General features: G+C 70.0%; 32 protein-coding genes and 1 pseudogene. 3 read left to right on the top strand and 30 right to left on the bottom strand.

The features are described from left to right. Positions 1-117: 117 nt before the first annotated feature. The 4 genes from ACF1AL_RS14760 to ACF1AL_RS14745 are packed head-to-tail and all read right to left on the bottom strand — an operon-like array spanning position 118 to position 1,293. Positions 118-336, bottom strand: coding sequence for a hypothetical protein (locus tag ACF1AL_RS14760; protein ID WP_391826056.1), 219 nt, complete (start codon positions 334-336; stop codon positions 118-120). After that, positions 333-518, bottom strand: a complete 186-nt coding sequence (locus ACF1AL_RS14755) for a hypothetical protein (protein ID WP_391826055.1) — start codon at positions 516-518, stop codon at positions 333-335. Before ACF1AL_RS14755 ends, ACF1AL_RS14760 begins: the two co-directional genes overlap by 4 nt. Next, positions 515-760 carry a hypothetical protein gene (locus tag ACF1AL_RS14750; RefSeq protein ID WP_391826054.1) on the bottom strand — a complete coding sequence of 82 codons (246 nt, stop codon included), beginning with the start codon at positions 758-760 and terminating at the stop codon, positions 515-517. The genes ACF1AL_RS14755 and ACF1AL_RS14750 overlap by 4 nt, the downstream gene beginning before the upstream one ends. Next, positions 757-1,293, bottom strand: coding sequence for a DUF6907 domain-containing protein (locus tag ACF1AL_RS14745; RefSeq protein ID WP_391826053.1), 537 nt, complete (start codon positions 1,291-1,293; stop codon positions 757-759). Before ACF1AL_RS14745 ends, ACF1AL_RS14750 begins: the two co-directional genes overlap by 4 nt. Positions 1,294-1,508: 215 nt before the next feature. On the opposite strand from ACF1AL_RS14745, the gene ACF1AL_RS14740 reads away from it, so the two are divergent. From ACF1AL_RS14740 to ACF1AL_RS14730, 3 genes and pseudogenes are all read left to right on the top strand, one after another. Beyond that, positions 1,509-1,754, top strand: a complete 246-nt coding sequence (locus ACF1AL_RS14740) for a hypothetical protein (protein ID WP_391826052.1) — start codon at positions 1,509-1,511, stop codon at positions 1,752-1,754. Positions 1,755-1,853: 99 nt separating this feature from the next. After that, complete coding sequence (locus ACF1AL_RS14735; protein WP_391826051.1) at positions 1,854-2,615, top strand: XRE family transcriptional regulator; 762 nt, start codon at positions 1,854-1,856, stop codon at positions 2,613-2,615. 742 nt (positions 2,616-3,357) lie between these two features. Continuing rightward, a pseudogene (locus ACF1AL_RS14730) lies at positions 3,358-4,557 on the top strand (RNA-guided endonuclease InsQ/TnpB family protein); the annotation flags it as partial. Positions 4,558-4,634: 77 nt separating this feature from the next. Here ACF1AL_RS14730 and ACF1AL_RS14725 read toward each other — a convergent pair. The 26 genes from ACF1AL_RS14725 to ACF1AL_RS14600 form a co-directional block, all read right to left on the bottom strand. Next, entirely contained in the window at positions 4,635-4,964 is a 330-nt protein-coding gene (locus ACF1AL_RS14725; RefSeq protein ID WP_391826050.1) for a hypothetical protein, read from the bottom strand. Then, entirely contained in the window at positions 4,961-5,617 is a 657-nt protein-coding gene (locus ACF1AL_RS14720) for a hypothetical protein (protein ID WP_391826049.1), read from the bottom strand. Before ACF1AL_RS14720 ends, ACF1AL_RS14725 begins: the two co-directional genes overlap by 4 nt. Next, positions 5,614-5,880 (bottom strand): response regulator transcription factor, encoded by a 267-nt coding sequence (locus ACF1AL_RS14715; protein ID WP_391826048.1) that lies wholly within the window; start codon positions 5,878-5,880, stop codon positions 5,614-5,616. Before ACF1AL_RS14715 ends, ACF1AL_RS14720 begins: the two co-directional genes overlap by 4 nt. After that, on the bottom strand, positions 5,877-6,065 hold the full coding sequence (locus ACF1AL_RS14710) for a hypothetical protein (RefSeq protein ID WP_391826047.1): 189 nt from the start codon (positions 6,063-6,065) through the stop codon (positions 5,877-5,879). Before ACF1AL_RS14710 ends, ACF1AL_RS14715 begins: the two co-directional genes overlap by 4 nt. Further along, on the bottom strand, positions 6,062-6,241 hold the full coding sequence (locus ACF1AL_RS14705; RefSeq protein WP_391826046.1) for a hypothetical protein: 180 nt from the start codon (positions 6,239-6,241) through the stop codon (positions 6,062-6,064). Before ACF1AL_RS14705 ends, ACF1AL_RS14710 begins: the two co-directional genes overlap by 4 nt. 128 nt (positions 6,242-6,369) lie before the next feature. Next, positions 6,370-6,858: a hypothetical protein gene (locus ACF1AL_RS14700; protein ID WP_391826045.1), complete on the bottom strand. Its 489-nt coding sequence runs from the start codon at positions 6,856-6,858 to the stop codon at positions 6,370-6,372. Positions 6,859-6,929: 71 nt separating this feature from the next. Beyond that, complete coding sequence (locus tag ACF1AL_RS14695) at positions 6,930-7,151, bottom strand: hypothetical protein (protein WP_391826044.1); 222 nt, start codon at positions 7,149-7,151, stop codon at positions 6,930-6,932. A gap of 41 nt (positions 7,152-7,192) precedes the next feature. Beyond that, the gene (locus ACF1AL_RS14690; RefSeq protein WP_391826043.1) at positions 7,193-7,582 is read right to left on the bottom strand and encodes a hypothetical protein; all 390 of its coding nucleotides are present in this window, start codon (positions 7,580-7,582) and stop codon (positions 7,193-7,195) included. 111 nt (positions 7,583-7,693) lie between these two features. Continuing rightward, positions 7,694-8,146: a hypothetical protein gene (locus ACF1AL_RS14685; protein ID WP_391826042.1), complete on the bottom strand. Its 453-nt coding sequence runs from the start codon at positions 8,144-8,146 to the stop codon at positions 7,694-7,696. 26 nt (positions 8,147-8,172) lie between these two features. Next, complete coding sequence (locus ACF1AL_RS14680) at positions 8,173-8,838, bottom strand: hypothetical protein (RefSeq protein WP_391826041.1); 666 nt, start codon at positions 8,836-8,838, stop codon at positions 8,173-8,175. Between the two features lies 1 nt (position 8,839). Beyond that, on the bottom strand, positions 8,840-10,204 hold the full coding sequence (locus ACF1AL_RS14675) for a replicative DNA helicase (RefSeq protein WP_391826040.1): 1,365 nt from the start codon (positions 10,202-10,204) through the stop codon (positions 8,840-8,842). A 965-nt stretch (positions 10,205-11,169) separates the two neighbouring features. Then, positions 11,170-12,846 (bottom strand): DNA cytosine methyltransferase, encoded by a 1,677-nt coding sequence (locus ACF1AL_RS14670; RefSeq protein WP_391826039.1) that lies wholly within the window; start codon positions 12,844-12,846, stop codon positions 11,170-11,172. Then, positions 12,846-13,793 carry a hypothetical protein gene (locus ACF1AL_RS14665; RefSeq protein ID WP_391826038.1) on the bottom strand — a complete coding sequence of 316 codons (948 nt, stop codon included), beginning with the start codon at positions 13,791-13,793 and terminating at the stop codon, positions 12,846-12,848. Before ACF1AL_RS14665 ends, ACF1AL_RS14670 begins: the two co-directional genes overlap by 1 nt. After that, positions 13,790-14,005 (bottom strand): hypothetical protein, encoded by a 216-nt coding sequence (locus tag ACF1AL_RS14660; RefSeq protein ID WP_391826037.1) that lies wholly within the window; start codon positions 14,003-14,005, stop codon positions 13,790-13,792. The genes ACF1AL_RS14665 and ACF1AL_RS14660 overlap by 4 nt, the downstream gene beginning before the upstream one ends. Continuing rightward, entirely contained in the window at positions 14,005-14,370 is a 366-nt protein-coding gene (locus ACF1AL_RS14655) for a hypothetical protein (RefSeq protein ID WP_391826036.1), read from the bottom strand. Before ACF1AL_RS14655 ends, ACF1AL_RS14660 begins: the two co-directional genes overlap by 1 nt. Beyond that, a complete protein-coding gene (locus ACF1AL_RS14650; RefSeq protein WP_391826035.1) occupies positions 14,367-14,642 on the bottom strand; it encodes a hypothetical protein in 276 nt (91 codons plus the stop codon). The genes ACF1AL_RS14655 and ACF1AL_RS14650 overlap by 4 nt, the downstream gene beginning before the upstream one ends. 62 nt (positions 14,643-14,704) lie before the next feature. Continuing rightward, a complete protein-coding gene (locus tag ACF1AL_RS14645) occupies positions 14,705-15,523 on the bottom strand; it encodes a hypothetical protein (protein ID WP_391826034.1) in 819 nt (272 codons plus the stop codon). Next, entirely contained in the window at positions 15,520-16,377 is an 858-nt protein-coding gene (locus ACF1AL_RS14640; protein WP_391826033.1) for a PD-(D/E)XK nuclease-like domain-containing protein, read from the bottom strand. Before ACF1AL_RS14640 ends, ACF1AL_RS14645 begins: the two co-directional genes overlap by 4 nt. Then, a complete protein-coding gene (locus ACF1AL_RS14635) occupies positions 16,374-16,679 on the bottom strand; it encodes a hypothetical protein (protein ID WP_391826032.1) in 306 nt (101 codons plus the stop codon). The genes ACF1AL_RS14640 and ACF1AL_RS14635 overlap by 4 nt, the downstream gene beginning before the upstream one ends. Positions 16,680-16,814: 135 nt before the next feature. After that, positions 16,815-17,144 carry a hypothetical protein gene (locus ACF1AL_RS14630; protein WP_391826031.1) on the bottom strand — a complete coding sequence of 110 codons (330 nt, stop codon included), beginning with the start codon at positions 17,142-17,144 and terminating at the stop codon, positions 16,815-16,817. A 110-nt stretch (positions 17,145-17,254) separates the two neighbouring features. Continuing rightward, complete coding sequence (locus ACF1AL_RS14625; RefSeq protein WP_391826030.1) at positions 17,255-17,686, bottom strand: hypothetical protein; 432 nt, start codon at positions 17,684-17,686, stop codon at positions 17,255-17,257. A 97-nt stretch (positions 17,687-17,783) separates the two neighbouring features. Then, positions 17,784-17,972, bottom strand: coding sequence for a hypothetical protein (locus ACF1AL_RS14620; protein ID WP_391826029.1), 189 nt, complete (start codon positions 17,970-17,972; stop codon positions 17,784-17,786). Then, positions 17,969-18,337, bottom strand: coding sequence for a DUF4326 domain-containing protein (locus tag ACF1AL_RS14615; protein ID WP_391826028.1), 369 nt, complete (start codon positions 18,335-18,337; stop codon positions 17,969-17,971). The genes ACF1AL_RS14620 and ACF1AL_RS14615 overlap by 4 nt, the downstream gene beginning before the upstream one ends. Then, entirely contained in the window at positions 18,334-18,579 is a 246-nt protein-coding gene (locus ACF1AL_RS14610; RefSeq protein WP_391826027.1) for a hypothetical protein, read from the bottom strand. Before ACF1AL_RS14610 ends, ACF1AL_RS14615 begins: the two co-directional genes overlap by 4 nt. Beyond that, positions 18,576-19,301, bottom strand: a complete 726-nt coding sequence (locus tag ACF1AL_RS14605) for a hypothetical protein (RefSeq protein ID WP_391826026.1) — start codon at positions 19,299-19,301, stop codon at positions 18,576-18,578. Before ACF1AL_RS14605 ends, ACF1AL_RS14610 begins: the two co-directional genes overlap by 4 nt. Beyond that, entirely contained in the window at positions 19,298-19,621 is a 324-nt protein-coding gene (locus tag ACF1AL_RS14600; protein ID WP_391826025.1) for a hypothetical protein, read from the bottom strand. Before ACF1AL_RS14600 ends, ACF1AL_RS14605 begins: the two co-directional genes overlap by 4 nt. Positions 19,622-19,639 lie beyond the last annotated feature (18 nt).

The raw sequence follows: 19,639 nt of genomic DNA, 5'->3' as shown, positions 1-19,639 counted from the left end.
ACGGGGGGAGTGGACGGACCGCGCCGCGGCGGCAAGGGGGGCCCTACTTGGGGCGGTTGGTCGACTGCCGGTTGGCCTCGGCGACCTTGCGGGACAGCTCGGCGCGCTCGGAGTCGGTCACGAGGCACCGTCCTGCTGCGCGTCGAGGGCGGCGAGCAGGTCGCGCAGGACGTAGTCGAGGCCGCTGGCGGCGCGGATCATATCGTCCTTGTCGTGGATGTTCGCCGTGGCCTTCTCATCCAGGACCTTCCGGGCCCGGTCGATAGCGTCCTGCAGCTTCGGGACGCCGACGTGCACGTCCTTCTCCGGGTCGTACAGCGGGGTGTAGGAGATCACGACGTGCTCCCGGCGGGCTGGTCAACGATGTCCAGCAGGGACCTGACGACCACGGTCAGCGAGCCGATCACGCCGGCCATCGCGACCTCGTCGCCCATGTCGACACCCTCGGCGATCGCCAGCTCACGGCGGGCCACCTTGATCCGGTACTGGTCGAAGGCCTCAGCCTGGAAGCCGCTCACGACGCGACCTCGGTGATCACGAGGAACGAGTCGGACTCCAGGTCCATCACGACCCGGGCCGGGACGCCCTCACGGCGACGCTCGGCAGCGAACGCCTCCGCCGGCCAGACACCGCGCGGGGCGCCGGCGGGGAACCGCTCCAGCACGGTGCGCTTCGGGCGGGGCGGCTCGACGGTCCGGACCGGACCCTGCGCGGCCAGACGGGCGGCCTGCTCGGCCCGCGAGTAGACGACGGTGCTCATGCGGCACCCCCGCGGACCCCGCGCAGCGCCTCGTCCATGTCCGGGTCGGAGTCGCCGTTCGCCGCGTTGTGCAGGCGGGCGGTGCGGGCGTGCTCGCGGATCTTCGCCGCCAGCCGCTCCAGGCCGGCCGCCGCCTCGTCCGCCATGTCCGGCGTGAGGTAGGCGTCCACCGAGCCCTCGTCGCCGACGATGACGTGCGCCGCCCGCATCAGCGGGTCCGACGACATCGAGTCGCAGCCCACCGCCGAGGTGAGCGTGTACGCCGGCTTGTCCCCGTTGAAGAACGACGGGATGTGCGCGGCGTACTGCTCGCCGGTGTGGTCCAGGTCCTCCAGGAAATGCACGAACTCGGAGACGTGATTCATCGTGCACCAGTCGGGGTCCTGCACGAACACGATCTTCTGGTCCGGCCCGGGGGCGCCGAGCGCGACCGGGGCGAGGTGGTGACCCGGCGCGACGACCGGGAAGGGGTGGACGTTCGAAGCGGGGTGCTCGGTGCGCACGTGCGCACCGCTAAGCTGGTCTGCAGCCATCAGGGTCTCCCTAGCAGGTACCTGATCGGTTAGGCCTCGGTCAGCGAGTGGAGTCGCTGCGCCGGGGCCGTCTTCGTTTGTGGGTGCCGGTGGAGCGGCAGTGAGGCTTTCCGGGGGTGGAGCCCCGTCGGCTTCAAGAGACATCTTGTAGCGCCGCGAGCCAGGGTGTCAAGAGGTCTCTTGAAGTGGCGCCAATTCGCCCATACGCTACGTGCATGACAGAAGCGCTCACCTCCACCATCGAGTCCGAGACGGGACGACTCGCACAGATCCCCGACGCCGTCGAGCGCTTCCACGCGGCCCGCGCGCTGCGCGAGGCATTGACGGCAGCAAACCGCCGGACGCAGGAGATCGAGCGAGCCGCTGTCGGCGAACTCAAGGAAGGCCGGGCCTGGCGCGAGGTAGGCGAACTGCTCGGCGTGTCTGGCTCGCGAGCGGAGCAGATCGCCAGGGGTCGGTAATCGGGTTCGGTTCATGCCTACAAGGTGACATCACGGCGTCACTCGCCGCGACGACATCTCAGGCGACATCTCGGCGTCATCCGGCTACCGTATTGGAGTATGACCACCCCAAACTCCACACTCCGGGCGGTTCGCATCTCCATGATGCTCAGCCAGGACGACTTCGCCGCCGCTCTCCGGGATGCCGGAGAGCGCGCCGGCTACCCGCTTGAGGCTAGCAAGCGCCTCATTCAGCGTTGGGAGTCCGGCGCCATCGCCGTCCCCAGCCCCCGCTACGCGCGCGCACTCGAAGCCGTCACTGGCATGCCGATCGACGCGCTCGGCTTCTCCTCCCCCGCAATGGCGCGAGTGGCGGGCGACGGCGCTGGCGGCCACGACGTCCATCCGTCGACAGCTGGCGTGGCAGCGCCGGTCCCAGGCCCAACGCCAGCAGCTTCGCCCCGCGCCAGCTACAGCGGCGTGTGGCTGTCGAGGTACGAGTACTTCTCCAGCGGCCGGGACTCCAGCTTCATCGGCATGCACTACGTCGTCGTACTCCAGCATGGCAACCGGCTGACGGTTCGATCCCTGCCCGACGCGTCGTCGAATCCCGACTCACCGCTGACCATGGACCTCACCGTGGACGGCAGCGTCATCACCGGAACGTGGGTCGAGCAGACCGCCACGGACGGCTACTACCGCGGAGCCCGGTACCACGGCGCCATCCAGATGCTCGTCGAGCCCACCGGCACCCGCATGGCCGGCAAGTGGGTCGGCTTTGGCAAAGAGATGGACATCAACACCGGGCCCTGGGAGCTCCGACTCGAAGACTCGTCCACCAACCAGAAGACGATCGGCAAGTACAGTCGGCCGCCGCAGTGATCAGGCACGCAGAAGGGCGCCCCGGCCGGCCGGCCGGGGCGCCCTTCTGCTTACGCCGCGCTTCTGCGCTCCGCTAGCGGCAACTGCAATACCTCACTGTGCGAGTACTGCGTTCCACAGCCCATGCAGCGAGCGCCAGGTGTATCGATGGTGACCTTCAGGATTACCCCACAAGGACACAGGACTGGCACCCTGCGCGGCGCCCTCTCGCCATCGATCAAGGCACGCCCCGCAGTCCAGACGCGCCTCAGGTCGGCGGCGAATCCACGTATGTCGGGGTGCTCCTCACAAAGCCAACCAAGATTGGCCCTCAAGAAGTCCACGCATCCCATGACGGTCTGCTCTATGTTTCCCCGAAACGGCCGCGGCTCCCACTCGAGCAACTCACGGGTGCAGTCCTCCCAGTCGGTCAGTATCCCCACCATCCCGCCGGGTCCCCGAAGGTTGAGTACCTCCTCGTTTGGCGGGATGGGTGCAGTGCGTGTGGCGGTACGGCCGTCGCCCCCTCGCCTCCCGGGGTAGAGCACGGCTTCGAGGCCGCGGTAGACGATGGGGAGATCGGCCAAGACCTTATCAAGTCGCATCTGGCAGCCGTGGTGAACTCGCGAGTTGCTCTGCTTCGAACACAACCCACAGACCTGCGAGTAATCCGAGAAGTCAGACATGTGATCTCCTTACACCTGCACAGCCCAACTTGCGTATTGGGCCTCACTTTTACAAGGCACACTGCTATGCTGTAAGCATGACGCAGCAGGTAAAGCGGGCTTTCAAGTTCCGCTTCTATCCGACGGACGAGCAGGCAGCCGAGCTGTCACGCACGTTCGGCTGCGTGAGGTACGTCTACAACTGGGCACTCCAAATGCGCACAGAGGCGTACACGAAGCAGGGCAAGAAGGTGGGATACGCCGAGACCGACAAGGCCCTGACAGTGCTGAAGAAGCAACCAGGGACGGAGTTCCTTGGGGACGTTTCCTCGGTTCCCCTTCAGCAGGCCCTTCGACATCTCCAGACAGCATTCGCATCCTTCTTCGACAAGCGGGCCAAGTACCCGTCCTTCAAGTCCAAGAAGAAGTCGCGAGCTTCGGCTACCTACACTCGCTCGGCGTTCCGCTGGCGCGATGGCCAACTGTTCCTGGCCAAGATGTCTGCGCCTTTGGAGGTTCGCTGGTCTCGCCCGCTCCCCGAGGGCGCGGAGCCTTCCAGCGTGACGGTGTCTCGCGATGCGGCCGGCCGCTGGTTCGTGTCCATGCTTTGCGTGGATTCCGTCGACGCCGGTCCAGCGACCAGTCGAGCCGTCGGCGTTGATGCTGGCATCACTTCCCTCTTGACCCTGTCGACCGGGGAGAAGGTGACGAACCCACGGCACGAGCGACAAGACCGCCGCAAGCTGGCGAAAGCCCAGCAGGCTCTTTCGCGGAAGCAGAAGGGTTCGGCCAATCGAGAGAAGTGCCGACGTCGGGTGGCTCGCATCCATGCCCGCATTGCAGACCGACGTCGCGACTTCTTGCACAAGACTTCGACTCGACTCGTTCGTGAGAACCAAACGATCGTGATCGAGAACTTGACCGTCCGTAACATGATGAGGAACGGCACCTTGGCTCGGGCCATCTCCGACGCCTCGTGGACCGAGCTCCGGTACATGTTTGAGTACAAGAGCGCCTGGTACGGACGCAACCTTGTAGTTGTGGATCGCTGGTTCCCGAGTAGCAAGCTGTGCCAAGCGTGCGGAACTGTTCGACAATCCCTGCCCCTCAACATCCGAGAGTGGACTTGCGGGTGCGGCGTCACGCACGATCGCGATGTGAACGCAGCTAGGAACCTGCTCGCCGCCGGGCTGGCGGAGAGCTAAAACGCCTGTGGAGCTGGCGTAAGACCTCACCGGGAGGTTTCCCGGACGTGGCGGCCGGCGGTGAAGCAGGAAGTCCCACGAGCGATCGCGGGAAGCCATGACGGCGCCTTTCAGGTGCTGCCATTGGTGAGAGGTCAAGGCGTGCTCCTTGGTGCGGGCGGGGCGGTGGGTCAGGCGGTGCGGGCGGCGGGGAGGGTTTCCCGCAGCCAGTGGGCGTGCATCTCGATCGAGTACTCGGCGCCGGCCTCGGTCTTCTCTTCGGCCTCGTGACCGCAGTGGCAGGTGGCGGTGGCCCGCTGCTCGGTCTCGTTCCAGGTGGGCCCGCGGTCGAGGCCGTGGTGCTGGTCGAAAAACTCGATGAGGTGGCGGCAGGCTTCGCGGAGGGCGGCCTGCTGGCTGAGTAGGCCGACGCCGACCCAGCCGCAGTTGTCGTTGTTGCAGGTCCAGGACCAGGTGCGGCCGGTCTTGCGGATGGTGATGGCGGGGTCGTTGTAGATCACTCGCCCTCCTTCTGCAGCGGCCAGACGCGGTCCTGGGCGGCGCATTCGGCGACGGACGGGCCGGCGTTGTGGGCGGGGGCTTCGAGGGCGTATCCGGTACGGCGGGGTTTGCCATCGCTGGTGGTGGCGGTGGGGTGGAGTTGCGTCAGTTCGATGGCGCGGCGTCGGATCTCTCGGCCGGTGTCAGTGAGCGTGACGACGTCGACCTTGCCGAAGCCGTACCTTCCGAGCGTGGTGATGGGTTCGCCGACCACCTTGATGCGGCGCGGTTCTGTGTATGGGTAGGGGTCGCCGAGGCTCCGGTAGATCTGCCCGGGCCGAACCCGAAGCCCCTCGCGCCCCTCTCCGGCCCGTTCGCCGCCCCGACCCTCCGGGAGTCCATCCGTCGCCTGCGGGGCGCTCTGGCGGGCGTTGGCGGCTTCTGTGAGGGCGGAGCGAGGCATGTCGTAGGCGCTGAGCTTCTCCCGAGGCGGTCGGCCGGCCAGTTCGTCATCCCGTCCCCACCGGTACAACTGGACGGCCTCGCCGTAGAGATCGGCCCAGTCGGGCGTGCGGCAGAAGAGGCAGACCCGGACGGTGATCGGGTGGCCGCCGAGGATGTGGGTCTCGTAGTGGTGATCGCAGTTGGCGGGTGCGGCTTGCGACTCGGTCATGCGACGTCCTTCTTCGTGCGGGGCGGGAGGAGTTCGATCTCGTGCGGGTGGATGAGTCCGCGGACGAGGCAGATGGCGATGGCGTGGGTGCGGTCGCGGGCGCCGAGCTGCTCGTAGGCAAGGCGCATGTGGGACTTCACGGAGTCCTCGGCGATCCACAGCTTCTTGGCGATCTCGGCGTTGGTCATGCCGTTCGCGGCCAGGCGGAGGATCTCGAGGCGTCGGGCCGTCAGCAGGGCGCGGTCTGCCGGCAGTCCTCTCACGGCCGCCTCCTGTCGTCGAGGAGCCGGACGCCCGCGTAGGCGGCGAGGCAGACGAAGACGGCGATCACCGCGCCGACCGCGAGCTCGGCCAGCTGGCCGGCGAGGGCGGCGAGCGTCACGAACGTGATCGGGATGAGCGACAGCAGGGCGCAGCCGGCGGCGCGGCGGACGGTGCGACGGTTCACGGCCGCCTCCTCTGCCGGGGCACCTGTCCGCGGGCGTCGAGGATGCCGTCGGCGTGGGCGAGGAGCCGGAGCGCGCGGCGGAGGGCGGAGCGGAGGGGTTCGCGGGTGCGGGCGTAGGCGGCGAGGATCTGGGCGCTGCCGTCATCGGGGATCCAGCGGATCGGTGGGCGGGTCATGGTGCGGCCTTTCGGATGGGCTGTGTGCCCGTGTGGCGGGCGTTGGCGGATGCGGGGTGACTGGGTGCCGTGCGGGGCGTGAACGGCGCTGTGGCGGGCGTACACGCCCCGCACGGGGGTGATACGGGTCAGGGCTGGGCGGGGTCCTGCACTTCGACGAGGACCGTGGTTGTGCGGCGAGCCAGCCGCCAGGTGATCTCCGGGTGCTTCTCGGTCAGCCTGGCCAGCCGCTCCTGCGCCCGGTCGGGGTCGGTCTCGTAGCTGCTCGCCTGTTCCCAGGTGCCGTCGGGCTGCTGGCACTGGAGGAAGTAGTCGACGTGCTCGCGACGGATCACCTCCGCCTCGGTGGCGGGCTGCGCCTCGGCGGCCATGCGGCGCAGCTCGGCGGTTGCAGTGGCAGCGGTGGTGAACCACCCGGCGTCGATCCGGTCGGCGGCTTCCCGCAGGACGGCGGCCCGGTCCGCAGGCGGGGGCAGCACGGCCAGCACCGCGTCGGCACGGCGGAGGAAGTACTCACGGTCGAGCGGCTGTTCCTCGACCCAGGACACAACGGGCGGCGGCGTCTGATCGCGGTGCAGCGCCTGGGCGATGCGGTCGCGGAGGGTGGTGTCGGTCATCGGGTTCCTTCGGTCGGCGGTATGGTCGGGGCAGGCCCGGCGTGGTATCAGCACGCCGGGCCGACTGCTGCTCACGGGGCGGAGGCGGCTTCGAAGCAGGCGCGGCAGTTGCGGTCGCCGCACGGCTGGTTTGCCGCGTGAGCCGCCGCGATGCGGTCGAGCTCGGCGCGGATCTCGGGGTCGTCGACGATGGCGCCAGCGATGAAGAACGCGAGCTTCCAGGTGTCGACGTGGCAGTTGATCCGCTGGGCGAGCAGGTGCCGGAGCCGGTCGTCGGCGGGCGGGTAGGCCATCGGGGTGTCCTCCTGGTGGTGTTGGGTGCCGCGCGCGGCGGTCAGGCGGCGGGGTCGACGGCGGGGTGGGTGAAGTGGACGGGCTTGCCCAGCGACCGGGCGTAGGCGATCTCGGCGCGGGTCGAGTCGCCGATGTAGTCGCCGACGACGAGCACCTCGTCAGCGAGGCGGATCTTCGCCCGGTGCAGGTCGTCGAGCCGGGCCTTGCCTGCCTCGGCCTGGTCGGGGTCGGCCCACAGCGGGTGCGGGGTCTTCATGTCGCAGCCGGGCTTGACGACGATGTGTCCGGCCCAGGTGAGCTCGCGGTCGGCGTCGGCCATCTCCTGCATGAAGCGGGTGGAGCCGCAGATGACGGTGATCGTCGGGATGGCGAGGCGCTTCTTGCCATCGGCGAGCTTTTCCTCGGGGGTGAGCAGGTTCGGGTAGGTCACGGTCTTCTCCTTCGGGTGGTGCCGGTCAGACGGCGGGGTGGGTGTGGCAGTCGGTGCACGGGGCGGGGGTGGGGCCGGACGCGGCGGTACCGCACGGCCAGGGGGCGGGGGTCAGGCGGCGGGCTGACGGTGCTCGTCGGGCAGGTCGGCGTCGCAGTAGAAGCCGATGGTGAGGTGCAGGCCGTGGTCCTCGACGACCTTCCAGACGGCGGTGTCGGTGCACGGCGGCCGGCCCTCCTGCTCGCGGTGGTAGTTGGTGGTGCAGTCCGCGAGATCCGCGTAGTCGGGCAGCGTCCAACCGCCGGCCCGGTGGAAGACGCGCACCTCGGGGCCGAGTTCGGCGGCCTCGTCCTCGGGCTCGATGTCGGGCCCGCAGTCCTCGTGGATGTAGGTGGGGTCGCCGGCCTTGATGCCGCAGGCGCAGCACTGCAGGAAGTCGCCGGACTCCTGGGTCTTCGGGTCGAACCAGCTGCCGAAATGCAGCAGCTCGGTGGTGCCGCAGTCCTCGCAGACCATCGGCCCGGTGTGGCCGTGGGTGCGGGCGATGTTCTCGGTCGATGTCATGATCGTCCTCTCAGGGGGTGGAGTGGCTAGGCGGCTTCGCCGTGCTCGAAGCGGGCGGTCCGGCCGAGCGTGTAGGCGGCTTCGAGGTGCGGGCCGGGCTTGATGCGGGGGTGTACGACGGCCTTCGTCAGGTCGCCCTTCGGCACGGTGAGCTGGGGCCGGCCGATCGGGATCGGGATCGCGCCCCATCGCATCCACGCCTCGAGGTCGCCGGGCCGTATCTGGCTCATGTCGGCGCCGAGGTGCTCAAGGTCCGCGGCGGCCATGAAGGAGTGCAGGCCGTACAGCACGGGCGGGAAGTCGCAGGCGTCGGAGCAGCGGTGGAGCTCTCCGCAGTGGGTGGCCCGGCTGATGGTGAAGTGCAGCGGGCAGGCGCCATTGGTGTCCGGGATGGGCCCGAGGATCATGAGATTCGTGCTGCCCCTGCCGCCGAGCCCCTTGGTGGGGTGCACTGCGTCCGCCAGGAGGCTCATGTCGAGTCGCTCGCGGGCGCCCTTGACCTCGACCCACCAGTCGAGGTCGGTCAGGTGGAAGTCGGGCAGGTACGGGCGGCCTTCCTCCCCGACCCGGTAGCCCTGCGGCTCGTACTCCCAGGCGATGCCGAGGTCATTGAAGACGCAGGCCCAGCGTGCTTCGAGCCGGCTGCGGAAGTAGTGGCCCGCGTAGTACGTGTCGATGGCCTGGATGGTCATGTCAGCCCCTCCCCATGGAGCGCAGCCGGGCGTAGTGGCCCTGGAAGGTGAGTGCGACGATGCGGCCGGAGGCGCCGTTGCGGTTCTTCGCGACGATCAGGTCGATCTCCCCGGCGCGGGGCCCGGTGTCGGATCCGTCCTCGGCGAGCGGCCGGTGCATCAGGACGATCACGTTGGAGTCCTGCTCGATGGACGAGGAGTCCTTGAAGTCGGACACCATGGGCTGGCGGCCGACGGCATTGCGGTTGAACTGGGCGAGCGCGACGACGGGGATCTCAAACTCCATCGCGAGGAGCTTGAGTCCGCGGGAGATCTCGGCGACCTCGTTGGCGCGGGTGCGGTCCTTCTTGCCGTTGGTCTCCGGCGTCATGAGCTGCAGGTAGTCGGCGACGACGATCGCCGGGGGGTGACCGGCGGCGGTCATCCACCGGACCCGGGCGCGGATCTTGCCGAGGGTGAGATTCGGGGAATCGTCGAGGATGAAGTTGGCCGCGTTCTGCAGCTTGGGGGCGGCGCGGAAGACCTTCTCCCAGTCGGAGGCGTCGAGCTTGCGGCGGACGAGCCGGTCGACGTTGACGCCGGCCTCGGCGGCCGTGAGGCGGGCCATCAGCTCCGAGCCGCCCATCTCCAGGGAGGCGACGAGGGCGGGCTTGCCACGGGTGAGGGCGACGTGCGCGGCGAGGTTCATGCCGAAGAGGGACTTGCCCTGGCCGGTGCCGGCGCCGACGGTGATGAGCTGGCCGGGCTTGAGTTCGATGATCTCGTTGAGGTCGTACCAGGGGGTGTCGAGGGCGCGCGGGTCGTGGCCGGCTTCGAGTTCGTCGATGAAGCCCATCCACCGGTCGGCGACGGACAGCTTCTCGTCGGCCGGTTCGACGCCCTTGGCGGCGGCCTGGAGGTCGGCCATGGCGGCTTCGAGGATCTCGGCGGCGGTGTTGGCAGCGGTGAGGACGCGCTGGCTGGCTTTGCGGGTGGCGGTGAGGACGGCTCGGAGCTGGGCGTGCTCGCGGACGATCTCGGCGTAGCCGTCGGCGTTGCCGACGACGGGCACGGACTGGGCAAGCTCGTGAAGGTAGGGGGCGCCGCCCACCTTGGCGAGCTCGCCGTTGGCGAGGAGTTCGGCCGCGACGGTGATCGGGTCGATCTTCGGCTTGCGGTCGCGGCAGTACATCGTGGCGATCGTCTGCCAGATGATCTGGTGGCGGACCTCGTAGAAGTCTTCGGGCCCGGCGAGGATGCGGTCGAGTTGGTCGATGGCGGCCAGGTCGTAGAACGTGGAGCCGAGGGCGGCCTTCTCCGCTTCGGCGTTGTGGGGAGCGGCCTGCTCGTTGGGCAGGATCTCGGGCTCCCACAGGGGCTCGGTCATGCGGCGTGTCCTTTCTGGCTGGCGGGGTGGCAGACGGGGCAGGGGTGGACTCTGCGGAGTCCGCGGTCGTCTTCGGTTTCGCGGGTGCGGGTGACGGGGTCACAGTCGGGGTGGCCGCAGTAGGGGGGCCGCCCGTCAGCAGAGGTGTGCGGTGCGGGTGGGGCGCCGTGGGCTGCGGGCGGGAGTCCCTTCCAGCCGCCGCGGAGGAAGAACGTGGCGTAGCGAATGGGCTGCCGCGAGGTGTTCTTCGTGTCGCGGGCGAAGGAGACCATGGCGGGGATGCCGGCTCGCTCAACGATGGCAGCGATCTCCAGCCAGTCCTTAGGCTGCATGCTCCAGGAGACGGTGATGCCGGCTTGAGTCATCGCGGTGATGAGGGGCTGGCAGATCTGGAAGGCGTCCGGCTTTCCCGCTTCCCCTGTAGCTGGCTCTTTTGGGGATGGGGAATGGGGGTCAGATTCTGACCCTCTACGGGTCGAACTTTGACCCCCTACGGATTCCTGAGGGTCAGAACTTGACCCGCTACGGGAGGGGTCTTCGCGGTGTAGAGGGTCAGAGCTTGACCCGCTACGACTCTCTAGGGGGTCAGAATCTGACCCCCTACGGGAGTAGCCGACAGCCAGCGGAAGCCGGTACAGAGCCTTCCGACGGCCCGATGCAGGCTCCACGACGAGCAACTCGCCGAGCTTCTGGGCGTCGGCCAGCGCGTCCCGAACAGTGTTCTTCGCCCCGTTGACCGCCCTGATGAAGTCGCCACGGCTCAAACGCACTTCGCACGCCGGAGTGCGCACCTGGTCCGCCACATAGAGCAGGGCGATCCTGGTGTTCCCCTTCGACTGGGAGTGGTTCCACACCCAGTGCATGGCGTCCAAGGTCACGGCGGTAGTCCTTCGGCTGAGGCGGGTGGATCGGTGGTGTGGGGTGTGCTGCCGGTCAGGGCCGGTCGCGCGGCCGGCGGGGCGCGGTCACGCGGCGAGCGCCGTTTCGGGCCGGGCGTACCGGTCGATGTCCTCGCCGCTGATCGCTTCGACGAGGGCGGCGACGATGACCTCGGCGCAGTTGGGGGTGACGGCGTTGCCGTACTGGCGGACCTTCTCCCGCTTGTTGCCGAGGACGACGTAGGCGTCGGCGAAGCTCATCGCGCGGCCGATCTCGTGGGGTTCGAGCATCCGGAAGCGGACGTCGTCGAGGTCGACCTCGCCCTGGACGAGGGCGTACCGGTCGCGGGTCGACAGGGTGCCGACCGGCTCCCGGACGGGACGGGCGGTGCCGTTGCCGTAGTACGGCACCAGCAGCGACTCCCAGGTGACGAGGGACTGGTGGCCCATCGTGGTGAGAGTGCGCAGAGGCTCCTCGACGGTGGTGCAGTGCTCGCGGCCGTCGCCCTTGCTGCCGTTGTTCCGCATCACGAACGCCGGGATGTCGGGGGTGACGAGGCCGTGGTGGTTGCCGGACGCAGTGACGGTGGCGAGGGACTCGCCGACGGACCGGGCGACGCTGCCGCCGCCGCGGAGCTCGGCGACGAAGGGCAGCCAGGCGAGGCCGGTCTCGTTGCGGGCGGTCTGGGTACGCAGCGGGGCGTTGGCGGAGGCGGGCTCCTTGCCGTCGCGGCCCTCCACCGGGATGAGCAGCGGCGGGATGGCGAGCGCGTCGTTCTCCCGGGTGGTCCTGGTCGGCATGGCCTCGGCGATCGGGGTGGCGTCGTTGCGCCAGGTGCCGCCGGCCGGGACGACGAGGGGCTGCGCGAACTTCTTCAGCCCGGCCTGGATGCGGGCGAGGGTCTTCTCGGCGAGCGGCTTGGTTCGGTCGCCGATGCGCTGGCCGGGGATGGTCCAGTCGATGGCGACGGCGGCGGGCAGGGTCTCGGGTTCGACGATCTGGTTGCGGCACTTCGTGTTGGGGCAGCGGTAGACGTACTGCTGGCGGTAGCGGCCCATGTCGCGGCCGGGGTCCTTGAACCGCTGCACGGCCTGGACCCACGTCTCGCAGGTCGGGCACCAGGCGCGCGGCCGGAGCCACTTGTCCCAGTCGGGGGTGCGGCGCAGGCTCTGGTGCCAGTAGGCGACGTACAGGCGGTCGCGGGACTGGGGCGCCTTGTGCACGGTGCGCGGGTCGGCGTGCATGCTGTTCAGGGCGATGACGCGGGTGTGGTAGCCGAGCTTGTGGAGCTCGCCGAGCCAGCGGTCCCACTGGTCCCAGGCGCGGACGTCGACGACGTTCTCGACGACGCCGGCCTTGACCAGGCCGCCGCGCTCCTGCACGCCGCGCAGGTACATGGGCACCTCCTCCATGAGGGCCCGGCTGCGCTCGACTTCCTCGCTGGGGCCGAAGCCGTCGAAGAGGTCGCCCTGCAGGGAGAGGTCGAAGTCGCGCTTCTTGCCTCGGGCGTTGGACCACTGCGGGCACTCGGGGCTGGCCCAGAAGATGTCGGTGACGGGCCACTTGTCGACGGGCGCCTGGCGGATGTCGCCGCGGTAGTGGTCGACCTCGGGGAAGTTCGCGGCGTGGGACTCGATCGCCCGCTCCCAGTGGTTGGCTGCGCGGGCCATGCGAACACCGGGGATGGAGTGCATGCCCTGGCTGGAGCCGCCGGCCCCGCAGAACCAGTCCATGACGGTGAGCTCGTTGTCGTGGCGGTACATCAGGCGGCGGTCCTCTCGGGAGCGGTTTCGGGGTGGCGGATGAGCACCTGCTGGAGGTGCTGGCGGGTGACGCCGAGGCGTTCGGCGGCCTGCTCGTAGTCGGCGCCGTAGCGGAGGAGTTCGCGGGCGTCGTGGGCGAGGTCGGCTTCGCGGGTGCGGGCTTCGGCGCGGGCGCGGCCGAGTTCGGCCCACAGTTGGCTGCGGTCGAGGTGGGCGCGGGCGGCCTTCCACTCGGCGTGGGCGGTCTCGCAGAGGGCGCAGGTGGGGATCTTCTCCAGGCGGTGCAGCCACCAGCCCCGGTCGGTGCCGCAGTGCCCGGTCCAGTCGGGGGCGGCGTCCGGGTCGTCGATGGTGTCGTCGTTCCAGGCGATGGCCGGAGCCCAGTCCCGCTTGGCCGCGTGTGCCCGGGCGCGGTCGGCGATCCACCGCTCGACTCCGTAGTCCTCCGGGTTCTTCGCGGAGTACTCGTTGTAGAAGTCGCGGACGACGCGGGCTAGGCGGGCGGTGACCTTGGTGCAGCTGCTGAGCCGTTCAAGCGTTTGCTTGTGGGCGCCGTCGATCTGCTGGTGGATGGCTTGCGCCGTCCAGCCGGCGGCGCCGAGGGCCTGCATGCGGCGGCGGGTGCCGGTGCCGTCGATGGTGTTGTGGTCCTCGTAGTCGTCGAGGGTGGGCCAGTAGGCGAGCAGCGCCTGGGCGTTCTCGGTGCGGATCCGGGCGGCGGGCGGGACCGGGTGGCTGCCGTAGAGGAGGTGGTCGAGGGAGCCGCGGTTGACGCCGGTGTGCTTGGCGATGCTGGCCAGGCCCATTCCGGTCGCCTTGATGGCGAGGACGTGCTCGCGGACCGGGGCGGCGTCTGTGAAGGGCTGCCACTGGCCGTAGCCGATGAGCCGGCGGCGGCGCCGCGCCCAGCGGTTCTTGGCCTCTCGGATGGCCTGGTCGGTGGTCACGGCTTCTCCTTCCGGGTCTGGCGTGGGATGTGGTTGGCGTGGGCTTCGATGCGGTGGATGTCGCGGCGGGTGTGGGCCCAGTGGGCGGCGCGGTGGAGGCCGCGGATGGCGGGCCAGAGGGCGGTGAGGCCGAACATGAGGGCGATGCCGGGGCCGAAGACCTGGATGAAGGTCAGGAACCACTCGGCGACGGTGTGGGCGGCGGTGCCCATCAGGCGGCCGCCGTCCGGTAGGCGGCGGTGCCGACCCACTGACGGCACAGGCTGCGGTGGACGGTTGCCCGGCGGGAGGCGACGACCCCGGCGTGCTCGATGACCCCGGCCTTCGCAGCGGCCATGAAGGCGGCGCCCCAGCGGGCCGGGCTGTCCGGCTCGTCGACGAGGCCTTCGGCGATGAGGTCGGCGGCCTGGAACGGTTCGCCGCGGCGGGCCATGAGCTCTATCGCGGCCCGGCAGGCGGTGGCCCAGTCGGGCGGGGTGTTGGCGGCGGCGCGGGCGATCCCGTCGGCCTTGGCGGCCTCGCCGGCCGGGGCGGACACGGTGCCGTGCGCGGCGATCGGGAGCTGAAGCTGCGTCATGACGCGTCTCCCGTCTCGCGGATCTTGACGCTGACCGGGGTCAGGTAGAGGACGCGGTTGACGGTGTCGCTGATGGCCTGCTGCAGCTCGGCGGCGAGGAGGCGCTGGGCGTCGCTCGTCAGCTTGCTGCTGATCGCGAGGTGCAGGGCGCAGTTCCAGCTGCCGTCAGCCATCTGGTAGCCGAAGGTCGGTCCGGGGCGCAGCTTGCTGGTCTTCAAGGCCTCGGCCCACTCCTCGACAGAGGTGGAGCGGAGCTCGGTGTAGTCGGTCATCTGTGGTCTCCTTGGTCTTGAGGAGGCCGCCCGCGGTTCGGGCGCGGGCGGCGCCTCGGCTGCTAGTCGGTGGGGGTGGCGGTCTTGCCGCCGGTGAGTTCGTCGGTCGTGACGCGGGGCGCCGGGAACTCCTCCTCGGCCGTGACCTCGCCGCGCTGGATCGACTTGAAGATGACGATCAGCTGGGCGACGTCGTGCTCGGTCCACTTCGCCGACGGCCGGTCCAGGCGGCCCGCGATGCGGTCCTCGGTGACCCCGATCCCCTCGAACGTCTTGATGGCGTCCGCCACCCGCTGAGCGAGGGGCTTGCCGCCGCCGTTGCGGAGCGTCTGGTTGCAGAGCTCCTTGGCCTCCTCGACGAACCAGGGCGGCAGGATCGCGAAGATGGCCTCGCGGACGCGGCGGGCACCGTTGTTGGCGTTGTTCTCGTAGATGTCCCGCATGTCGGTGAGCTGCTTGACGCCGCTCTTGGTGTCGCGGCGGTGCGGGACGATGAACGTCGAGGAGTTGCGGGAGTTGGTCTGCACGTCCCACGCGAAGGCCTGCATCTCGGACTGGCCGTACTCGTCGTCGCGGCGCATCTCGACGAGGCCGTACTGGACGTTGCCCCAGACGCGGGCCAGCTCGCGAGCCAGGTGGACGGAAGCGCCGGTGACGGTGGAGCCGCCGCGGGAGTAGCGGAAGAACGCCCGCTCGGCGAGGCCCTGCTGCTTGCAGGACTCGCGCATCTCGGCGACGGCGGCCTGGATGTTGCGGGGGCACTGCTGGGCGACGACCACGGCGGCCTGGACTTCGGCGGCGGCGCGGGACTGCTCGACGGCGGTGCCCTGCCCGATGCGGGCCGGCGTCGTCGTGGACGGGATAGGGACGGGCTGGTTCACAGGTACTCCTGTTCGTCGCGCTTCTCGCCGTAGGGCGGGAGGGGCAGATAGGTGATGCGGTCGTTGAAGCCGGGCCAGATGCCGGTGCGCTGGCATTCGGCGTAGATGCGGAGGGCGCGCTCGTTGCGGGCGGCGCCGAGGGTGAGGGCCGGGAAGTCCAGCTCGACGAGGTGGACCAGGTAGGGCGGCGTCTTCGACTGGAAGGCGAAGATGAACGCGGGTTCCTGGTCGCCGTGCAGGCCGAGCGCTTTGACGCCGGCCAGGTAGAAGGCGGCTTGGGCGTGGTAGCCGTGCTCGTACACGGCCCGCTGCAGGGCGGCTGGGTCGACGGCCCGGGCCGTCTTCACGTCGACGACGATCAGGCGCCCGTTGGTGTCGCGGTTGCGGAGCCAGTCGGGCCGGATGCGGCAGCGCACGCCGGTTGCGGGGTCGGTCCAGTAGATCGACCGTTCCGCGACCCCGGTGCCGGGCGTGAAGAGCGGGCCGGCGATGGGGTGGTTGCGGATCGCGGCGGTCATGGCCTGGATCTGCTCGTACTCGTGACGCAGGAGGGGGACGGCGCCCATGGCGCGGGCTTCGTCTCGGGCTTCCTGCGCGGCCTTGGTCAGGTAGTTGTCGAAGTCGAGGACGTCGATGTCGGGGCCGTCGCCGAGGATCTCTCGGTGGGCGGCGTGCCCGAGGTCGAACTCCCGCTTCGGCAGCTGCGGGTGCTCGCGGTCGTACTTGAACTGGGCGGGGCAGCCGGGCGGCAGCAGGGCGCGCAGGCCGGACGAGGAGATGGACGTGGTGTCCGCGTGGTAGTCCTCGGCGGGCAGACCGTCCACCACCTTCGGCGCCTCTGCCGCCCCGCTCACGCGACGCCGTCCAGGGGCATCGGGCGGGCGCACGGCTCGCACAGGCCGTCCTCGGTGAACGGGCCGTCCTCGTCGCTGCAGCGGGTGCAGCGGATGGACTGCGGCTCGACGCCGACGAGGACGCATCCGCCCTGCCCCATCCGGTTGCCGACCCGGTACGTGGCCGCGACGTCATAGGGGTGCTGGGCGGTGTGGTCGGCGAGCAGGTACTGGAAGTTCCCTTCGAGGCTGTCGCCGACGGCGACCCGCTCTCGGATGTCGTCGAGGAGGCTGACGAGTTCGGTGCGACTCATGTTCTGCATGTGAGGCTCCAAGAGGGTGTGCTGAGGGAGGGCCCGCCGCCGCGACGGGGGGGGTGCCGCGTGCGGCGGGCCCTGGGTGGCGGCGCGGAGTGGGGGCTCGACGCACCGCCGGCTGTGGGGTTGTGGGTCAGGCGGTCAGGTGTATGCGGGGTCCTCGCAGGCGGCCCAGGCGATCCGGCGGTACAGCTCGTCGATGTCGACGGACGCCCGCAGTTCGTCAACGCTCTTGGTCCAGTCGGCGAGGTAGGCGATGCGATGGGCGCCCCGGATGGCGTCGTCCTCGTACATGGCAGAGGCGACGACCAGGCCCGAGTGGTGCCCAACGCTCCAGCGGTACGTGTTGTGGGGCTCGACCTCGGCCGGGATCTCGTAGACGAACAGGCCGGGGACCGGGCTGGTGGCGGGGACGGTGAAGTCGCCCTGGTCCGTGTGGAAGGTGTGGGTGAGGTGGGTGGTGACGGACAAGGTGATCCCTCCGTGGGATGCTGGTGGTGGATCCCCGGTCGGTTCGAGCGGCCGGGGGTTCGTGCGTTGTTCACCGGTCGCCCGCACCTGTCCGGCCGGGCGACCGGGAGTCAGCGGATGCGCCCCGGGTCGGTGACGGCCCGGACGCCGAGCGCGTCCCAGAGCGGCCGCACGTCGATGGGCGCGGTGGCCTGGTCGGCGGGGTCGCTGGTGTCGCGGACCATCGGCGGCACGGTGATGCGGTTCGCGTTCGCGGCGGCGGCCCGGTAGGCGGTCACCTCGGCGCGCAACTCGTCCCGCTCGGCGGTCAGGTCGTCGACGTCTGCCTGCAGCTGGACGACGAGCTCCTCCGCCTCGGCCTGCTTGGCTCGGGTGTCGGCGAGCAGCGCGTCCCGGTCGGCGACCTGCAACTGCAGGCCGCGGATGAGGGCGTTGGCTCCGCCGAGCAGCTGGGCCAGCCGGTCGACTTCGTCGATGGCGCGGTGCTTGCGGGCCGGCCGGGCGTGGCCTATGCGGACGGGCAGCAGATCGGCGATGCTCACGGGTTCTCCCGGCGGTTGAAGAGGCGGTCGGCGATCCACTCGCCGAAGAGGAGGAAGAAGGCGGTGCCTCCGCAGAGGAGGGCGTTGACGATCCAGATCACGGCCGCTCCCCCAGGAGGTCGTCGTCGAGTTCGAGGAGCCCGCAGCGGATCGACTCGGCCACCTCCGGGCAGGTGATCCAGCGGGGTACGGGGCGCGGGACCAAGCCGAGGCCGGACAGCAGGCCGGGCAGGATCACCGGGGCGGCGGTGACCGGAGTCGGCGGCAGGTCCAGGGAGGCGGTCACCGGACCGCTCCCCGGTTGGCGATCTCCAGCAAGACGTCGGCGTGGCAGGGCAGGTGGGGCGGGCACCAGCACATGACGTTCCGGCCGGCGAGTTCGACGCGCGCCCGGTCGGTGAAACCGGCGGTGCGCTCGGCGTACTCGCGGTAGAGGCCGACGGCCATCTGGTGGGCGGCGTACCGGGTGTCGGTGGTCGCGATCAACTTGAGGGACGACGGGCCCGCTCCTGCCCAGTTGACGGACCAGCCGGTCGGGGCGTGGCCGACGACCCAGGGGCTTCCCCAGGGGGTGCCGCGGCGCACGTCCACGGCGTTGGCCGGTGGGCGCCAGTCCTTGGTGTGGGGGCGCTGGATGCGGGCCGGGGTCATGCCGTCGCCTCCGTGCGGGTCTGGTTGGCGGCCTGCAGCTGGGCGATGTGCTCGGCCCAGCCGGGGTAGTCCTGGTCGGTGGCGCACGCCCCCGGGTGGGTGATCAGCCAGGCGTCGAGGCGGTAGGCGATCTGCTTGGACGGGGAGTGGGTGCGGGCGGCGGCCTGCTCGAAGGAGGCGGCGGCGATCTGCTGCTCCAGCGTCGGCAGCGGCACGTCCAGGTCGGCGATCCGGCGGGTCATGAGGTCACCTCGGATCCCTCGGCTGCCTGGTCGGCGAGCTTCTCCAACCGCTCGGCTGCGTCCTGCAAGCAGTCCGAGTAGCCGTCGAGGTACGCCTGCGGGTGCTCGATGCCCTCACCCGACGGGTGACTGTCCATCTCCTCGACGGCCTTCGCGGCTTCGGAGAAGACGCTGGAACGGAAGGCGCGCGGCTGAGCGAACGGGTCGTCCGCGTGCGGCATCGCCTGGTGGTAGAGCCACTGGGCTCCCAGGGCGTCGGCGCCGGGATCGTCCGAGTCGAAGATGAACGACGACAGTGATCGCCCGGTGGCCTCCAGAGCCTTCTCCAGCTCGGCGATGCGGGTGCGGGCGACGCTCCATCCGGCGTTGACCGCCCGCAGGTTCTCCGCCAGCTCGGCGACCTGGGCCTCGGCCTTCTCGGCCCGGTCCCGCCAGCGCTTCTTGCCGTCGCGCTCCGACTGGACCTGGCGCTGCAGGTCCGCCAGTGTGTTCCGCTCCAGCCAGTTCAGGTGGTCGTTCGTGTTCTCCAGCTCGGCGCGGACCGCGGCCAGCTCGGCGAGGAGGGCGGGGACGTCCTCCTCCAGCACGGTCTCCGCGTTTTCGATGGCGCGCTGGCCGTCGACCGGGGAGAACTTGTTGAGCCAGGCGGTCAGGTCCGCGGCCCGCTGCGGGGTGCGCTCGCGGATCTCGGCTTCGCGCTGCGGCGTCAGGCGGTCGCTCATCGGGCACCGCCCGTCAGGCTGGTCAGCGCCTCGGCCCAGGCCGCGTCGTCGCTGCTGCCGATGAAGCGGGCCTCGACGCGGGCGCCGAACTCCGTCAGCTCGTAGCGGGCCTCGAACGCGCCGGCCGGGACGTAGGCGGAGGACTGCTTGCCCTTCCGCGTGTACGCCTTGCGGATGGTGCCGACCATGCCCTGCGCGCTCTGCGAGGAGTTGTACTCGCCGACCGTCTGCCACTCGCCGGCGTGGGTGCGGCAGGCAGCGGCCACCGAGAAGTGGTCGATCTGCGGGCGACGCCGTGGCGTCTGAGATGATGTGGGCACGTGAAGCCCCTTTCGTTT

Origin of the sequence: Streptomyces sp. NPDC014801, assembly GCF_043082085.1 — a bacterium.
Classification (GTDB): Bacteria; Actinomycetota; Actinomycetes; order Streptomycetales; family Streptomycetaceae; genus Streptomyces.
The sequence above is the reverse complement of the archived record's forward strand: the minus strand, read 5'-3'. Positions and strand labels throughout refer to the sequence as shown.

What these genes read in the sequence shown, in the direction of transcription:
- ACF1AL_RS14750 (WP_391826054.1), bottom strand. Translation starts at nt 760, where the DNA reads ATGAGCACCGTCGTCTACTCGCGGGCCGAGCAGGCCGCCCGTCTGGCC.
- ACF1AL_RS14745 (WP_391826053.1), bottom strand. Translation starts at nt 1,293, where the DNA reads ATGGCTGCAGACCAGCTTAGCGGTGCGCACGTGCGCACCGAGCACCCC.
- ACF1AL_RS14740 (WP_391826052.1), top strand. Translation starts at nt 1,509, where the DNA reads ATGACAGAAGCGCTCACCTCCACCATCGAGTCCGAGACGGGACGACTC.
- ACF1AL_RS14735 (WP_391826051.1), top strand. Translation starts at nt 1,854, where the DNA reads ATGACCACCCCAAACTCCACACTCCGGGCGGTTCGCATCTCCATGATG.
- ACF1AL_RS14720 (WP_391826049.1), bottom strand. Translation starts at nt 5,617, where the DNA reads ATGACCGAGTCGCAAGCCGCACCCGCCAACTGCGATCACCACTACGAG.
- ACF1AL_RS14705 (WP_391826046.1), bottom strand. Translation starts at nt 6,241, where the DNA reads ATGACCCGCCCACCGATCCGCTGGATCCCCGATGACGGCAGCGCCCAG.
- ACF1AL_RS14700 (WP_391826045.1), bottom strand. Translation starts at nt 6,858, where the DNA reads ATGACCGACACCACCCTCCGCGACCGCATCGCCCAGGCGCTGCACCGC.
- ACF1AL_RS14695 (WP_391826044.1), bottom strand. Translation starts at nt 7,151, where the DNA reads ATGGCCTACCCGCCCGCCGACGACCGGCTCCGGCACCTGCTCGCCCAG.
- ACF1AL_RS14685 (WP_391826042.1), bottom strand. Translation starts at nt 8,146, where the DNA reads ATGACATCGACCGAGAACATCGCCCGCACCCACGGCCACACCGGGCCG.
- ACF1AL_RS14680 (WP_391826041.1), bottom strand. Translation starts at nt 8,838, where the DNA reads ATGACCATCCAGGCCATCGACACGTACTACGCGGGCCACTACTTCCGC.
- ACF1AL_RS14675 (WP_391826040.1), bottom strand. Translation starts at nt 10,204, where the DNA reads ATGACCGAGCCCCTGTGGGAGCCCGAGATCCTGCCCAACGAGCAGGCC.
- ACF1AL_RS14670 (WP_391826039.1), bottom strand. Translation starts at nt 12,846, where the DNA reads ATGTACCGCCACGACAACGAGCTCACCGTCATGGACTGGTTCTGCGGG.
- ACF1AL_RS14660 (WP_391826037.1), bottom strand. Translation starts at nt 14,005, where the DNA reads ATGGGCACCGCCGCCCACACCGTCGCCGAGTGGTTCCTGACCTTCATC.
- ACF1AL_RS14655 (WP_391826036.1), bottom strand. Translation starts at nt 14,370, where the DNA reads ATGACGCAGCTTCAGCTCCCGATCGCCGCGCACGGCACCGTGTCCGCC.
- ACF1AL_RS14650 (WP_391826035.1), bottom strand. Translation starts at nt 14,642, where the DNA reads ATGACCGACTACACCGAGCTCCGCTCCACCTCTGTCGAGGAGTGGGCC.
- ACF1AL_RS14635 (WP_391826032.1), bottom strand. Translation starts at nt 16,679, where the DNA reads ATGCAGAACATGAGTCGCACCGAACTCGTCAGCCTCCTCGACGACATC.
- ACF1AL_RS14615 (WP_391826028.1), bottom strand. Translation starts at nt 18,337, where the DNA reads ATGACCCCGGCCCGCATCCAGCGCCCCCACACCAAGGACTGGCGCCCA.
- ACF1AL_RS14610 (WP_391826027.1), bottom strand. Translation starts at nt 18,579, where the DNA reads ATGACCCGCCGGATCGCCGACCTGGACGTGCCGCTGCCGACGCTGGAG.
- ACF1AL_RS14605 (WP_391826026.1), bottom strand. Translation starts at nt 19,301, where the DNA reads ATGAGCGACCGCCTGACGCCGCAGCGCGAAGCCGAGATCCGCGAGCGC.